Raw genomic sequence first — 14449 nt, forward strand, 5'->3', positions numbered from 1 at the left:
AGCGTCTCAGACGCGCTTGGTGTCCCGTCGGAAGAAGTACGTCGCCCCCAGGAAGAACGCGCCGATCCAGCCCACCAGGCTGACCAGCCAACCGATCTCGAAGGATCCACCCATCAGCGGCCAGCGCGCGATCTCACCGGCTCCCCACATCGGCGTGAACCGGGCGACGGTCTGCATCGTGGAGCCCAGGAGGTCGTACGGCACGAACAGGCCACCGCCGAAGGCCAGGAGGGCCAGCATCGGACCGAGGATCTGCATGGCGTTCTCGGTGGGCACGACGTACCCAACGAAGAGGCCGAGCGAGGCGAACAGTCCGCCCATCAACCAGGTCAGCAGGAACGAGCTGACCCAGGCGTCGGTCGGCAGACTGGCGTGCCGCAGCGCTCCGGCGATGAACAGGATCACGACCGGCGCAAGACTGCCGACCAGCGCGGTCAGCAACTTGGTGGCGATGTAGGCACGCCCGGTCAGCGGGGTCAGGCGCAGTTGCCGGCTCCACCCCTGCGCCCGCTCGATCGAGACGCTGGCGCCGATGGCGCACGCGGCGACCAGAGCGCCGTACAGCGCGAAGTTGATCATCGTGTAGGCGTTGTAGTCCCCGCGGCCGATCCGGGAGGAAGACCCACCGGAGAACAGCACGAAGAACAGCAGCGGCATCAACGTCGCGAAGATGATGGTGCGCCGGTTGCGCATGAGTCGCCGGATCTCGATCCGGATCATCCGCAGGTTCAGGCCACCGTGCGCGGGGACCCGGCGCTCCAGTGCGATGGGGGTGTCGTCGGGGGTGATGGCTGCCGTGCTCATGCCGATGCTCCTTCGAAGTCGTCGCCGGTCAGCGCGATGAACGCCGCTTCCAGGCCTTGGCTGGTGATTTCCAGGTCGTACGCCGGGGTGTGGGTCAGCAGGTGGCGCGCCAACGCGTCGGAGTCCTTGGTGCCGAAGGTGACCACGTCTCCGCGCACGTCCACACTCTCGACCCCTGGAATTGCCTGCAGGGCAGCGGCATTCGCCTCCGGCAGAGTGGCTTTGACGACCCGTCCGGCGGCGAGGGCCTTGATCTCAGCGCTCGTGCCGTCAGCCACGATCTGCCCGTGGCGCACGAGGACGACGCGATCGGCGTACTGGTCGGCTTCTTCCAGGTAGTGCGTCGCGAACAGGACGGTGCGCCCGCGCTGGGCGTCGGAGTGGATCGCCGACCAGAAGTCCCGGCGGCCGGTCACGTCCATGCCGGTCGTGGGCTCGTCCAGGATGATCAGCGCCGGGTCGCTGACCAGCGCCATCGCGAAGCGCAGCCGCTGCTGCTGACCGCCGGAACACTTGCCCACGAGGCGATCGGCGATGTCCCCGATCCCCGCGCGCTGCAGGCATTCGGTCGTCGAGCGGGTCTGGGCGAACAGGCTGGCGGTGAGGTCGACCGTCTCGCCAACGGTCAGGTCCTTCAGAAGCCCACCGGTCTGCATCACGGCCGCGACCAGGCCGCGTTCGATGGCCGCCCGCGGCTCCATCCCGAACACCTCGACCCGGCCCTGGTCGGGCTGGGACAGGCCGGTGAGCATGTCGATGGTGGTGGTCTTGCCCGCGCCGTTGGGGCCGAGGAAGGCCACGACCTCGCCGGGGGCGACGTGCAGGTCGATGCCGCGCACGGCGTGGACGTCACCAAAGCTCTTGGTGACACCGTCCAGGCTGATGGCATCCGGAGGCGCCGTGGCGCCCGCCTTGTGCAGTGGGGTGACAGTGGAGGAGTTCATGGCAACCAGCGTGTCGCCGTACGCCGATCCGGCCCTGACGGGAACGTCATCACCTGGGCATGACAAACCACATACCCTGACCCATTACGCTGCTTCGGTGTCCACACCGTCGCATGATCCCCAGCCCGAGGTCCGGGTCTCGCCGCTGCGCGCCCGGCTGGAGCACCTGGCCGCACCCATCGTCGAACGCACGATGCAGACCCCGGCTATCCCGCTGATCGTGGTGGGCGGGCTGCTGGTCATCGGGGTCCTGACCCGGCACGTCATCGGCGCGATCGCGTTCGGCATCATCGCGCTGCTGCTGGTGTGCGTGCTGTACCTCGGATGGCCGCGACTAACTCCGCTGGAGAAGCTGATGCGGTTCGCGGTGCTGCTGCTCACCGTGGCAGTGGCCCTCGTGATGGCGGCCGATTAGCTCTTTCGCCGGCTGCTGATCGTCTGACCCAGGATCACCAGGATCACGGCCAGCAGGAACATCGAGAAGCCGATCACATTGGCCTGCGCAGGGATTCCGCGCAGATACGACACGTAGACGAACTTCGGGAAGGTCGTCTCATCACCGGACACGAAGTTGGTGATGATGAAGTCGTCGAACGACAACGAGAAGCTCAGCAGCGCCGCGCCCACGATTCCGGGCAGCACCAGCGGGAAGGTGACCCGCCAGAAGGAAGCTGCCGGTCCGGCATATAGATCGGCCGCTGCCTCCTCCAACCGCGGATCGAGGCTCTGCAGTCTGGCTTTGACTGTGACGACCACGAAACTGATGCAGAACATGATGTGCGCGATGGTGATCGTCCAGAAGCCCAGGTCCAACCCGAACCGGCTGAAGCCCTGCACGAAGATCGTGAGCAGGCTTGCACCCAGGACGATTTCGGGCGTGGCCATCGGGATGAAGACCAGCGTGCTGGCCGCTGCACGACCGCGCCACACGTGCCGCACCAACGCGAACGCGAGCATGGTGCCAAGGACGGTAGCCGCGAGCGTGGCGATGGCCCCGACCTTCAGGGAGGTCACCAACGCGTCGCACACGCCGGGGGCACCGCACGGGTTCTGCCAGTGCTTCAGCGTCGGACTGCCCTCGGGCACCCAGGTGATGTTCGACTTGCGATAGTTGTTGAACGAGAAGACGAACGTGTAGGCCACCGGCACGAAGAGGTAGACCAGCACGACGATCGCGGCGATGATCGCGAAGTGGTCGGCCAACCAGTTCTTGATCCGTCGCCCGCGCGAGACTCCCGTGCGAGGGGCCGGGACAACTGCAGCCGTCACACCAAGTCCTCCGTTCCGAACTTGCGCACATAGAAGAACACCAGCAACAGGATCAACGCCATCAGCGTGAAGGAAAGCGCTGCGGCCGTGGGGAATCCGCCCGGCACCTTGAAGAACTGCGACTCGATCACGTTGCCGACCATCTTGGTGCTGCGGTCCGAGCCCAACAGGTCGGCGTTGACGTAGTCACCTGCGGCCGGGATGAAGGTCAGCAGCGTCCCGGCCAGCACCCCCGGCATGCTCATCGGCAGCGTCACGGTGCGGAACGTGGTGAATCCGTTGGCGTAGAGGTCTCCCCCGGCCTCGATGACCCGTGGATCGGCCCGTTCCAACGAGGCGTAGATCGGCAGCACCATGAACGGCAGGAAGTTGTAGGTCAGTCCCGCCACGACCGCGATCCAGGTCTCAGTGATCCGGCCGTCGGGCAGCATCCAGGTCAGATGGGCGTGGTTGGCAGCCCACATCACCGGTCCACCGTCGGCCAGGATCTGCCGCCAGGCGATCGTGCGCAGGATGAACGAGGTGAAGAACGGTGCGATGACGCAGATCAGCATCACGTTGCGCCACCGGCCGGCCTTGAACGCCATCGCATACGCCAACGGGTAGGCCAGCACGAACGCGAAAAACGTTGCCAGACCAGCGAAGAGCAGCGAACGCACGAAGTGCGGCCAGTACTGCGTGAACGCGGTCAGGTAGTTGCCGAAGTTCAGATCCCGGTAGTAGTAGCCCGGGTTGCCGGGATACCCGCTCTGCAGCGACACCGTGAACAGCTGGATCAGCGGCACCACGAAGAACACGATCAGCCAGATCGTGGCCGGCAGCAGAAGCAGATAAGCAGCCCAGGACCGCTTGCGCTTGGGCGGATCGCCCACGGGCGCCGTACCGCCCGCATGCGCGAGGGCGGTCACTCTTCGTCCTCGACGACCGGGCCCTTGGTTGCGGCGATGGCGTCGTCGTCGACCGGCACCCCGAACGCGTGCGCGGACTGCCAGCGCAACCACACCTCGCTGCCCGGACGCAGGGTCTCCGGCTCGACGTCCAGGTTCTGCGCGTAGACGCTCCAGGTCGAGCCGCTGGCGGTGGTCACCAGGTACTGCGTGGCGACCCCGATGAAGGAGACGTCGACGACCGTGGCGCGCACGTCGTCCCCGGCCCCCTCGGGCTGCTTGCCGTGGATCGTGACCTTCTCCGGACGTACGCCGAGTGCGACCTTCCCGTCCTGAACCGAGCTGCGGGACTTGGGGATCCGCACGCTTGTGCCGGCGATGTCCGCGACCAGATAGTCACCGTCGGTGCCGGTGATGTCGCCGATCCCCATGTTGGTCTGCCCCACGAAGTTGGCCACGAACGCGGTCTTGGGCAGGTCGTAGAGCGCGACGGGATCGTCCATCTGCTCGATACGACCGGCGTTCATCACGGCCACGGTGTCGGCCATCGTCATGGCCTCTTCCTGGTCGTGGGTGACGTGGATGAAGGTGAGCCCGACCTCGGACTGGATGCGCTTGAGTTCGACCTGCATCTGGCGGCGCAGTTTCAGGTCGAGCGCGCCCAGCGGTTCGTCCAGCAGCAGCACTTCCGGCTTGTTGACGATGGCTCGTGCCACCGCGACGCGCTGCTGCTGACCACCGGACAGCTGGGCCGGTTTGCGCCCCGCGAGGTGGGTCAGCTGCACCAGCTCCAGAGCTTGGTCGGCCTGGGCCATCGCGTCCTTCTCGCCGCGCCGCTTCGGTCCGAAGGCGACGTTCTCGCGGACGGTCAGGTGCGGGAAGAGTGCGTAACTCTGGAAGACCGTGTTGACCGGTCGCTGATACGGCCGCGACCCGGTCAGTTCGGTGTCGCCGATGAGAATGCTTCCGCTGGTGGGCTGTTCGAGGCCGGCCACCATGCGCAAGGTGGTCGTCTTGCCACAACCGGACGGTCCGAGCAGCGCGAAGAACGAGCCGCGCGGCACGCGAAGGTTGAGGTCGTCGACCGCGGTGAAGTCACCGAACGCCTTGGTCACCTGCTCCAGTCGCAGGTCGCCTTGCGCGCCGCGCAAACCGGGCTCCGCCTTCTGCGCTGTGAAGAGGCTCATCAGTTGCCCACCACCTTTGCCCACTGCGCGCTGTAGTCAGCGTCTTCGGTCGGCGACAGTGCCCGGAAGCCCTTGATCTTCTTCTCCTGGATCCATTCGGCGGAGGGGAAGATCAGCGGTGACTCCGCGAGATCCTTGTCGATCTTCTCCATCTCCTTCTGCGCACCGACCACGGGACACACGTAGTTCACGTAGGCGGCGACCTGCGCAGCGACGGCCGGGTCGTAGTAGTAGTTCATCAGCGTCATCGCGTTGCGCCGGTGGGTGGAGGTGATCGGGATCATCATGTTGTCGCTCCACAACGTGCCACCCGACTCCGGGATCACGAACTCCCAGTCGTCGTCCTCGGTCTCGGCGCGGAGCACGAAAAGGTCACCGCTCCAGACGATCCCGGCGATCGCGTTACCCGACTTGAGGTCCTCGAGGTAGGCGTTGCCCTTGACCCGGCGGATGTTGCCGTCGTTGATCCGCTTGTTGACCTCATCCAGTGCGGCCTCGAACTGGGCTTTGGTGAACTGCCCGGACGGGTCGACGCCCTGCCGCTGCATGACCAACCCGAGCGTGTCGCGGAACTCCGACAGCACGACGATCTTGCCCTTGAGGTCATCGGCCCACAGGTCATCCAGGCTCTTCAGCTCCCGGCCGACCTTCTTCTTGTGGTAGCCGATGCCCGCGAAACCGGACTGCCAGGTCAGCGAGTGCGTACGACCCGGGTCGAAGCTGACGTCCTTCAAGGTGTCCAGCAGGTTGCTGGCGTTCGGCATCCGGATCAGCTCCAGCGGCTGCACCAGTTGCTCGCGGACGATCCGGTTGGCCATCCAGTCGGTGAAGACGAAAACATCGCGGTCGATGTCCTGCGGCGGGTCAGCCCGCAGCTGCGGCGCGATCTTGTTGAAGTAGCTGTCGTTGTCGTCGATGTCTTCGGAGTAGGTCGCCGTGATGCCGTACTTCTTCTCAAAGGCCTCAAGCGTCGGGTAGGTCTTGGTCTTGTCGTCGTAGTCCAGGTAGGCGGTCCAGTTCGCCCAGCGCACGATCTTCTCCTTGGCGGAGACGTCGGTGGGCAGCGTCTGGGCGCTGGCGGTGCCGCCGGAACTGGGTGGGGTCGGCGGTGCACAGGCGGCGAGCCCGGCAGCCAGCGCGGCCGCTCCGCCCCCGAGCAGGGTACGGCGGCTGAGGTTCCCGCGCGCTGCTTCCAGAACGGCGCGAACCTGGGGATCCGCCGGCGGACGGGAACGCAACATGGATGACCCTTCAATCAGACTGGTGGTGTCCGCCCAGCCTGACTCACCGACTCAGGGTTTTGCCAGAAATCGACCCACTCGCAACAAATCCGTAACCAATTCAGCCGTCGACACCACGGAAAGCGTTGTTAATCTGGTCTCAGACAGCGGATTCCGTACGCACGGGCTCGGCAGGTGCCGCGCGATCAACGGCACCTCCGAACCGGCGGTCGCGCTCGGCGTACGTCTGGATGGCCTGCCACAGGTGGGTGCGGTCGAAGTCCGGCCACAGCGTGTCCAGGAAGACCATTTCGGCGTAGGCGGACTGCCAGACCAGGAAGTTGCTGGTGCGCTGCTCGCCCGAGGACCGCACGAACAAGTCGACGTCGGGCATGTCGGGCCAGGTGAGGTTGCGCGCGATCGTCTTCTCATCGATCCGGCTGGCTTTGAGCTCACCGCGCTGCACCTGCTCGGCGATCCGGCGCGCCGCCTGGGCGATCTCGGCCCGGCCGCCGTAGTTGACGCACATCTGCAAGGTCATGACCGTGTTGCCTGCGGTCAGTTCCTCGGCGCGCTGCAACTCCCGCTGCACCGAGCGCCACAGCCGCGGGCGTTCGCCGTTCCAGCGGCAGCGCACTCCCCAGGAGTGCAGCAGGTCCACGCGGCGGCGGATCACGTCGCGGTTGAAGCCCATGAGGAAGCGGACCTCGTCCGGCGAACGCCGCCAGTTCTCGGTGGAGAACATGTAGGCGGAAAGGTTTGGGACGCCGATCTCGATGGCGCCGGCAATGACGTCGATCAGTTGCGCCTCGCCGGCCTCGTGGCCCTTGGTGCGCGGCAGACCCCGTTGGTTGGCCCAGCGGCCGTTGCCGTCCATGACCATGGCGACGTGCCGCGGTATCAACCGCGCCGGGATCTGCGGCGGCGTCGCGCCGCTGACGTGCGGGAATGGTTTGTTCGTCATCCTGTTTCCACCAGGCGCAAGGATCGCACACCGCGTTCGAGATGCCATTGCACGTACGCCGCGACCAGACCCCGCGCCTCACGTCGCTCCGGCTCGTCGCTGGCGTCCGCCGCCTGCCAGTCACCGGTCTGCAGCGCCGCCAACAGTGCGAATGTCTCGGTGCGCGGTGCGGCCGAACCGGGGGCGCGGCATTGCACGCAGACCGCTCCCCCGCTGGCCAGGTTGAACGCCCGGTGCGGTCCGGTCTGACCACAGCCGGCGCAGTCGGTGAAGCTGGCCGCCCAACCGCCGATGGCCAGGGCGCGCAACAGGTAGGAGTCCAGCACCAGCCCCGCAGGATGCTCGCCCCGCGCGAGGGCCGCGAGCGCTCCGGTGAGCAGCGTGAACTGGGGGCGGCTGGTCTCGCGTTCCTCCGTCAACCGGTCCGCGGTTTCGAGGACGGCACTGGCCGCCGTATAGGCGCCGTAGTCGCGGGCGATGTGATCGCCGTACGCCGCATGGATCGCGGTTTCCTTGACCGTGTCCAGGTTGGTCTTGCCGGTGTAGCACTGCACGTCGGCGAGCATCGCCGGTTCCAAGCGGGCGCCAGCACGCGAACGGGTCTTGCGGGCACCGTGCTGCACCGCGCGGATCTTGCCGTGATCGCGGGTCAGCATCGTGATGATGCGGTCGCTCTCGCGCAGTTTGTGGGTCCGCAGGACGATTGCGGCATCGCGGTACAGGGGCATGGTCTGTCCATTGTCGCGCGTCGCACTGACAACGGCCGCCACCGACGTGCGCTGGCAGCGAAATCTGATTCACCTGCAACTTCTGGCGATGTCGTCACAAATCGCGGTGTCGCGGCCGTTTGACCCAGCAACTCGTGGTGATCTCGTCACTTATCGCTTCCCGAGATCAGGGTGAACTCGTTGCCGTCCGGATCCCGCCACGTTCCATCATCATTCTGGGTCCCGCCGAGGCCCAGCAACCACTCGATGGCGGCTTCTTTCGACTCATCCTGCACGGAGACCACGAGGCGAAGCCGGTCCCGGTCATAGCGCGGGAGGTAGGGCGGTCCGCTCCAGGTGATCTTCGAGCCGCCGTTGGGTGACTGGATCGCGGTTTCCTCGTCCTGGTCCCAGACCAGCGGCCATCCCAGTGCTTCGCTCCAGAAGTAACCGAGCGCCTGCGATCCGTCACAGTTGATTCCGCCGATGGCACCGGTGTCCGCGAGGAACTGATTGCCCGGCGCGATGATGCACAGTTCGTTGCCTTCGGGATCGGCCAGGACTTCGTGCTTGACCTCTCCCTGGCCGATGTCGATCCGCTGACCGCCCGCGGCCAGGGCCCGCTCGATGCTGGCGGTCATTGCCTCGGGCGAATCGCTGGTGAGATCGAAGTGGATCTTGTTCGGCCCCGGTTTCGGGGTATCCGCCGGTTCGATCCGGATCACGTACGGCGGGTCCTCGGTTGACAGGATGGAGACCGCCCCGTCCGGGCCGGGTTGCGCTGGCCAACCCAGGACCGAGCTCCAGAAGTTGCCGACCAACGCTGGATCCGCCGCGTCGAGCGAGATGCCGTGGAATCCCAGGTTGAGTGCCATCTCTCCATCATCGGCACCGCGGCGCCGTTATCAACAGATTTTCCTGCCGCAAGCGCGTTAGTGCTGCCCTTCGAAGCGGAGCAAGGGATCGCCGTTTGCAGCCCGCCAGACACGGCCGGTCCACTGCAGATCGCGAACCGCGGGCGGTCGGCCCGCCACCAGTCGAGGTGCTATGTCGTTCCATGCATCGAGTGCTTCCGTCCCGGCGAACCAGCGCAGACCCTCGGGATAGACGTTCGTGACGACAGGGGCACCTGCCCGGACGAGCTCTCGGCCAGCCCGCCGGCTCACCCGCTCCGGCGTGCGCCGGTACACAACCCCGGCGGGACCCTGCAGCGAGCCATCCGGTAACTCGATCAGTTCACCCACCATCAATCTCCTTCGATCGCGGCCTGCGCCATCACGAGGCGGTCTGCACACCGTCTGGGCATCGTCGCGCCGTAGTAGGGGAAGGTGAGGAAGGCAATCAGCAGCGCCCACCCTCTCGACACCGCGATCTGTGCGTCGTCGACATCGAGGGCATTCCAGAAGGCGAGTCGCGCAGATCGGTCCAGTGCCTCCCACGCAACGATGAGGTCGATGGTCGGGTCACCCACTCCCAGACCGCCGAAGTCGAGAACACCGGCCAACTCCCCCTGCTCATCGACCAGCAGGTTCTCGACCAGCAAATCCCCGTGATACCAAGTCTTTTCAGCGGTCCGGGTTGCCGCAGCAGCGACCGCCTCTGACCAGACAGCAAGCGCCCGATCGATGTCGAGCGCGATCGGCAGGGTGCGGCACGCGGCAGCGGCTTCCTGGAAGTCCTCGTCGAGCGTCGTGAGCGAATCACCGCGATACCAACGCAATCGCTCGTCGGTGGTGGCTGCGGCCGGGACCGTGGTTGCGCGTAGCTGCGACACAAACTCAGCCAGATCCTCTGCCAGGCGCAGCCCACCCAGCCCGTCAGCGCGACGACCGTGCAGCCACGACATGATCGACCACGCCTCCGGATAACCCAATCCCGGCTCGCCGACGCCGACGACGGCCGGCGTCGGGACGGCGAGATGGTCGCCGACCCAGGGCAGCCAGTCCGCCTCTTTGTGCACCGTGGCGCTGCCGCCGGGCTGGCGGGGCATCCGGATCACAAGGCGCTCGGACCCGTCAGCCCGGTCCAACGCAAAAAGCACGTGGGACGAGCCGAAGTCCGCCAGCCTGGACACCCTCCAGGACGCGTACTGCGGGAACTGCGACCGGAGCAATGCCTGCACCAACGGCACATCAGCAGCCAGTTCGTCGGCATGCAGGCGCTCCACAGGGACATCATGCCTGCCACGCCGCACGGCCGCTGTGTTCCCGCCGGAGGCTCCGCAGTCGAGCACGATGCCACAACGCCGACGTCATACCGTGTGACCATGACCAACGACAGGTACGACGCGATCATCGTCGGCGGCGGGCACAACGGGCTGACCGCTGCTGCTTATCTTGGTCGCGCCGGAAAGCGAGTGCTGCTGCTCGAAGCGCAGGACTACCTCGGCGGTGCCAGCGTGTCGCAACGACCGTTCAACGGGCGCGACGCTCGCCTGTCCCGGTACTCCTACCTGGTCAGCCTGCTGCCCCAACAGATCATCGACGACCTGGGCTTGCGAATCACGTTGCGGCGCAGGCGCTTTTCCTCCTACACCCCGCTTCCCGGCACCGACCGGGGGCTACTCATCGACCACGGTGACGCCGACGCGACCACCGCCTCGTTCGCGGCGGTCGGTGCCGAAGACGACATCGACGGCTGGCGCTCCTTCTACGACCGGGTCAGCACCCTGGGACGTGCCCTGTGGCCAACCGTCACCGGCCCACTTCCGTCTCGCAGCGACGTACGCCGATTGGTCGCCGATGACTCCATCGTCACCGACTTCCTGGAGCGCCCCCTGGGCGAGGTCATCGAACGGTCCGTGCAGGACGACCTCGTCCGCGGGGTGATCCTGACCGACGGATTGATCGGGACGTTCGCCTCGGCGTACGAGCCGGATCTTCGGCAGAACATCTGCTTCCTCTACCACGTCATGGGCGGGGGCACCGGCGACTGGGACGTGCCCGTCGGCGGTATGGGCACCGTCAGCGGCGAACTCGAACGCGCCGCGCGTGAAGCCGGCGCAGATCTGCGCACCGGCGCCCGGGTCGAGTCGATCAGCGGCGGCACCGTCACCTGGGACGGCGGCCAGGCACACGCCGACACCGTCTTGTGGGCAGCCGCACCCGCCGTCCTCGACCAGGTCATGGGTAGCGAACCACCCCTCGTCGAGGGCGCCCAGGTCAAGGTCAACCTGTTGCTGGAACGGCTGCCGCAGCTGCGCGACGGCGTCGATCCGAAGGCCGCCTTCGGTGGGACGTTCCACATCAACGAGTCGTTCGCGCAGCTCGAATCCGCCTATGCCGCAGCGAGTTCCGGACGCACCCCGTCGCCGGTCCCCGCAGAGATCTACTGTCACTCGCTGACGGACCCAAGCATCCTGTCCCCCGAACTACAGGAGTCCGGCGCGCAGACGCTGACGATTTTCGCGCTGCACACGCCGCACCGGTTGCTCGCCGACCGCAACCCGGACGTGGTGCGTGCCGAGTTCGAGCGGCGGGTACTCGACTCGCTCTCGAGTGTGCTCGCCGAGCCGATCGAGGAGGTCCTCATGCGCGAGCCCGACGGCCGGTTGTGTGTCGAGGCGAAAACCACTGGTGACCTTCAGGATTCGCTCGGTATGCCCGGTGGCAACATCTTCCATGCGCCGCTCACCTGGCCGTTCGCAGAGGACGACGAGGATCTGGGTACGTCCGCCGCGCGCTGGGGGGTCACCTCGCCGTACGACGGGGTGCTCATCGCCGGTGCCGGGTCACGCCGGGGTGGTGGAGTGTCGGGACTCGGCGGTTACCACGCGGCGATGGCGACCCTCGGCCGCTGACCGCCTCGCCTTCAGCGTTCCGCGCGGGACTGGCAATCGACACACAGGCTCGCAGTGGGACGCGCTTCGAGCCGCCCGGCACTGATCCGTCGGCCACACGACGCACAGGTGCCATAGGTGCCCTGTTCGACCCGTTCGAGTGCCGCGCCGATCTCCGCTAGCTGCCGTCGTGCGTCCCCGGCGAGCGCCGCAGTCTGGGCGTGGTCGAACGCGATCGTGGAGCCTTCGGGGTCGTGTTCGTCGTCGACGTTGGAGTCGCGTCGGGCTTCGGCAATCTCGTCGGCCTGGGCTTCGAGGGACCGTAGCCGTTCCAGGGCGTCGGCCCTGAGCTGGTCGAGCGCACGCCGGACCTGGTTGCTGTCGGACCCGGGGTCGGTGCTCATCGGTCGAGCGTAGGCGTGCCGGAACCTGAGGGCTCATCGAGTCGTTGATTCTCCGTGGCTCTTACCGATGATCTCGACCGTCTGATCGCACTCGGCCTGCCGATACTGGCCGACCTGACCGATGACCAATTCCGTTCTCTCGCCGACGGTCTGCCCGATCGCGAAGGCGGCACGCTCATGCTGCACCCGGACTTCATCCCCGCCGAGCGGCTGGTTCCTCTGTTGCGCGGAGCGAGCGGTCAGCCTGGTTTCATCGTCGAGGATCTGACCGACCTCGCCTCGTTCGTGACCCGGCCCGAGGTGACTCTTCCGGACCGGTCGCTCTACATGGCGGTCGATCCGCAGCGTGGCGACGAACTACGCAACCAGTCACCGGACGAGGCCTGGCCCGCACTGGTCGGTGCCGGACGCAGCCCCATGACCGTGCACGAAGGCATCAGCTGGTTGCTGCACCGCCCGGAACTGCTGGAGCCCAACTACTGCTTTATGACCATCGGCACCCGACGGCCTAAGACGAATGGCTGGGATGCCCGCACTCCCGCGTTGTGGATCAGCGGCGGCACCGGTCGCGACGGCCGTGAACGCACGGGCGCGCCGAAGCTCGGTTGGTGCTGGGCGGGCAACCGGCACACCTGGCTCGGCTTCGGATCCGTCGCCGACCGCGTCGGCTAGCGGAGTTGCGATCTCACCCCGACGCGTATGGCGAGGAGCAAAGAGGTCAGCGCGCTTGGACCGCGAGGCGTCCAGCAAGCAGGACGTACGTGCCGGCGAACGTCCGACGCATCCAGCGCATCACATTGGGCCTGCCGAGCACCTTCGTGCGCATCGTCGCAGCGAACGCCGCATAGACAGCAAAGACCGCGAACGTCACCGTCATGAACACCAGGCTCAACCAGACCATATGCCAGGCGCCATTGGGTTCAGCCGCGGGCACGAACTGCGGGAGGAAGGCGTAGAAGAAGATCGTCAGCTTGGGGTTGAGCAGATTGATCAGGATTGCCGTGCGGATCACCTTCCACGGCGAGACCGGAGTCGCGCTTTCGTCCACCTCCAGCACAGAACTGTCATGAACCGTCTGCCATGCCAGATAGAGCAGATAGGCAACGCCAAGCCATTTGATCGATTGGAACGCCACCGCGGAGGCGTTCAGGATGGCCGCGAGTCCCGCGATCGCCGCGATCATGTGCGGCAGGATGCCCAGGGTGCAACCGAACGCGGCGATCACCCCACCTCGAAGTCCGCGCGCCAAGCCCTCGGCGATGGAGAACACCGCACCTGTGCCCGGGGTGGCCACCACCACCAACGTCGTCAGAACGAACGCAAGGCTCATGCAGGTGACACTACGGTTCGAACCGGCCCCTCCACAGCACCTGTGATCCCCGAAATTCGAGATATGTGATGTCTCAGGACATTGCCACCGAGGTTTGCCCGCTGGAGCGTTCCATTAACCGGCAGCAACTAGGCACCTGGCTCGTCCCCATCCTCTCGCAATGGACGAGACAACTGCCCCAATATGGCTGGGGCGGTGATGATCAGGGCCACAGTGATCGATCCCTTCAGTCCACCGCTCAGGTAGCCGATAGTGCAGGCGAACACCAGCACCACGCTCAGAAGCGCTATCCATTGGCGCCACGGGCGTCGGCTCCGCGTGTGGCGAATAGTGTGACCACGGGTGCCCCTCACCTCTTAACTTGGCTTCCTGGTCCGAAGACGCCGGATGGCTCACGTCGTTAACTACGTGGCCCGAACGTACCGAAAAGCTTCGGACCCGACTCTGGGCAACGCCGTAGCCTCTCGTACCGTCGTGGCCGTGTCGCAAGCCACCGCCCGGGCAGCCATTGGTGCGGGCGCTCAGTGTTGTAGATGATCGGACTCGTCCAGGACGAGAACGATCCACTCATCGCCGGGTCCGTTGCGACGGGCGAAATGCCCAGGCGCGAGGGTTGCTAATGCGTGCACTGACCTGTCCTGGGCAAGTACATGGGACAGGTGCGCGGCTACGGCCCCGCCGGGCTGGTTCGGGTCGTTCACGCCGTCAGCGACGGACCAGGAACCGTCCGAGTAGTGCGCCACCTCGCGCGCGGGCTCATGGCCATCAAGGACCGTACGTTGAACGACAGCGCCTAACCGCTCTGGAAAGATCCCACCGGGGAACGGAAACGGCAGCGATCGGTACATCTCAGGGCACGGCTCTTCCACGGGCTGAGTATCGCGCGAGTCCGGTGGATAAGGTGACAATCATGTTCGGTCGCGTCATGGGGAAGTCCGCTTGGCGGGCAACGCTC

The 14449-nt window shown here is 66.1% G+C and carries 15 protein-coding genes; 3 read left to right on the plus strand and 12 right to left on the minus strand.

Annotated features, from left to right (window positions below; genetic code table 11):
- Positions 1-6 precede the first annotated feature (6 nt).
- Together AZH51_RS14065 and AZH51_RS14070 are read right to left on the minus strand one after the other, a co-directional pair.
- Positions 7-804: an ABC transporter permease gene (locus AZH51_RS14065; RefSeq protein WP_291525346.1), complete on the minus strand. Its 798-nt coding sequence runs from the start codon at positions 802-804 to the stop codon at positions 7-9.
- Positions 801-1748 carry an ABC transporter ATP-binding protein gene (locus tag AZH51_RS14070; protein ID WP_291525348.1) on the minus strand — a complete coding sequence of 316 codons (948 nt, stop codon included), beginning with the start codon at positions 1746-1748 and terminating at the stop codon, positions 801-803. The genes AZH51_RS14065 and AZH51_RS14070 overlap by 4 nt, the downstream gene beginning before the upstream one ends.
- 97 nt (positions 1749-1845) lie before the next feature.
- Between AZH51_RS14070 and AZH51_RS14075 the strand changes: the two genes are divergently transcribed.
- Positions 1846-2163 (plus strand): DUF6703 family protein, encoded by a 318-nt coding sequence (locus AZH51_RS14075; RefSeq protein ID WP_291525349.1) that lies wholly within the window; start codon positions 1846-1848, stop codon positions 2161-2163.
- On the opposite strand, the gene AZH51_RS14080 is transcribed toward AZH51_RS14075, so the two are convergent.
- From AZH51_RS14080 to AZH51_RS14115, 8 genes are all read right to left on the minus strand, one after another.
- On the minus strand, positions 2160-2963 hold the full coding sequence (locus tag AZH51_RS14080) for an ABC transporter permease (RefSeq protein WP_291525581.1): 804 nt from the start codon (positions 2961-2963) through the stop codon (positions 2160-2162). The genes AZH51_RS14075 and AZH51_RS14080 overlap by 4 nt on opposite strands.
- A gap of 50 nt (positions 2964-3013) precedes the next feature.
- Complete coding sequence (locus tag AZH51_RS14085; protein ID WP_291525350.1) at positions 3014-3925, minus strand: ABC transporter permease; 912 nt, start codon at positions 3923-3925, stop codon at positions 3014-3016.
- Entirely contained in the window at positions 3922-5091 is a 1170-nt protein-coding gene (locus AZH51_RS14090) for an ABC transporter ATP-binding protein (protein WP_291525351.1), read from the minus strand. Before AZH51_RS14090 ends, AZH51_RS14085 begins: the two co-directional genes overlap by 4 nt.
- Positions 5091-6332 (minus strand): PotD/PotF family extracellular solute-binding protein, encoded by a 1242-nt coding sequence (locus AZH51_RS14095; RefSeq protein WP_291525352.1) that lies wholly within the window; start codon positions 6330-6332, stop codon positions 5091-5093. The genes AZH51_RS14090 and AZH51_RS14095 overlap by 1 nt, the downstream gene beginning before the upstream one ends.
- Positions 6333-6471: 139 nt before the next feature.
- Entirely contained in the window at positions 6472-7275 is an 804-nt protein-coding gene (locus AZH51_RS14100) for an isoprenyl transferase (RefSeq protein WP_291525354.1), read from the minus strand.
- A complete protein-coding gene (gene recO, locus AZH51_RS14105) occupies positions 7272-8003 on the minus strand; it encodes a DNA repair protein RecO (RefSeq protein ID WP_291525356.1) in 732 nt (243 codons plus the stop codon). Before recO ends, AZH51_RS14100 begins: the two co-directional genes overlap by 4 nt.
- A gap of 146 nt (positions 8004-8149) precedes the next feature.
- Entirely contained in the window at positions 8150-8857 is a 708-nt protein-coding gene (locus tag AZH51_RS14110; RefSeq protein WP_291525358.1) for a VOC family protein, read from the minus strand.
- 371 nt (positions 8858-9228) lie between these two features.
- Positions 9229-10149, minus strand: coding sequence for a phosphotransferase (locus tag AZH51_RS14115; RefSeq protein ID WP_291525359.1), 921 nt, complete (start codon positions 10147-10149; stop codon positions 9229-9231).
- A gap of 99 nt (positions 10150-10248) precedes the next feature.
- Here AZH51_RS14115 and AZH51_RS14120 point away from each other — a divergent pair, with 99 nt between their 5' ends.
- Positions 10249-11781 (plus strand): NAD(P)/FAD-dependent oxidoreductase, encoded by a 1533-nt coding sequence (locus AZH51_RS14120; RefSeq protein WP_291525360.1) that lies wholly within the window; start codon positions 10249-10251, stop codon positions 11779-11781.
- Positions 11782-11792: 11 nt separating this feature from the next.
- On the opposite strand, the gene AZH51_RS14125 is transcribed toward AZH51_RS14120, so the two are convergent.
- Positions 11793-12164: a TraR/DksA family transcriptional regulator gene (locus AZH51_RS14125; protein ID WP_291525361.1), complete on the minus strand. Its 372-nt coding sequence runs from the start codon at positions 12162-12164 to the stop codon at positions 11793-11795.
- Between the two features lie 54 nt (positions 12165-12218).
- Here AZH51_RS14125 and AZH51_RS14130 point away from each other — a divergent pair, with 54 nt between their 5' ends.
- The gene (locus tag AZH51_RS14130; RefSeq protein ID WP_291525362.1) at positions 12219-12836 is read left to right on the plus strand and encodes a DUF5701 family protein; all 618 of its coding nucleotides are present in this window, start codon (positions 12219-12221) and stop codon (positions 12834-12836) included.
- 46 nt (positions 12837-12882) lie between these two features.
- Here AZH51_RS14130 and AZH51_RS14135 read toward each other — a convergent pair whose 3' ends face one another.
- Positions 12883-13494: a LysE family translocator gene (locus AZH51_RS14135; protein ID WP_291525363.1), complete on the minus strand. Its 612-nt coding sequence runs from the start codon at positions 13492-13494 to the stop codon at positions 12883-12885.
- Positions 13495-14449 lie beyond the last annotated feature (955 nt).

It is taken from the genome of Branchiibius sp. NY16-3462-2, assembly GCF_001594145.1.
Classification (GTDB): Bacteria; Actinomycetota; Actinomycetes; order Actinomycetales; family Dermatophilaceae; genus Branchiibius.

Bases quoted from the DNA above. Each gene is read 5' to 3' on its own strand.
- AZH51_RS14065 (WP_291525346.1), bottom strand. From the start codon at position 804: ATGAGCACGGCAGCCATCACCCCCGACGACACCCCCATCGCACTGGAG.
- AZH51_RS14070 (WP_291525348.1), bottom strand. From the start codon at position 1,748: ATGAACTCCTCCACTGTCACCCCACTGCACAAGGCGGGCGCCACGGCG.
- AZH51_RS14090 (WP_291525351.1), bottom strand. From the start codon at position 5,091: ATGAGCCTCTTCACAGCGCAGAAGGCGGAGCCCGGTTTGCGCGGCGCG.
- AZH51_RS14095 (WP_291525352.1), bottom strand. From the start codon at position 6,332: ATGTTGCGTTCCCGTCCGCCGGCGGATCCCCAGGTTCGCGCCGTTCTG.
- AZH51_RS14100 (WP_291525354.1), bottom strand. From the start codon at position 7,275: ATGACGAACAAACCATTCCCGCACGTCAGCGGCGCGACGCCGCCGCAG.
- recO (WP_291525356.1), bottom strand. From the start codon at position 8,003: ATGCCCCTGTACCGCGATGCCGCAATCGTCCTGCGGACCCACAAACTG.
- AZH51_RS14110 (WP_291525358.1), bottom strand. From the start codon at position 8,857: ATGGCACTCAACCTGGGATTCCACGGCATCTCGCTCGACGCGGCGGAT.
- AZH51_RS14120 (WP_291525360.1), top strand. From the start codon at position 10,249: ATGACCAACGACAGGTACGACGCGATCATCGTCGGCGGCGGGCACAAC.
- AZH51_RS14125 (WP_291525361.1), bottom strand. From the start codon at position 12,164: ATGAGCACCGACCCCGGGTCCGACAGCAACCAGGTCCGGCGTGCGCTC.
- AZH51_RS14135 (WP_291525363.1), bottom strand. From the start codon at position 13,494: ATGAGCCTTGCGTTCGTTCTGACGACGTTGGTGGTGGTGGCCACCCCG.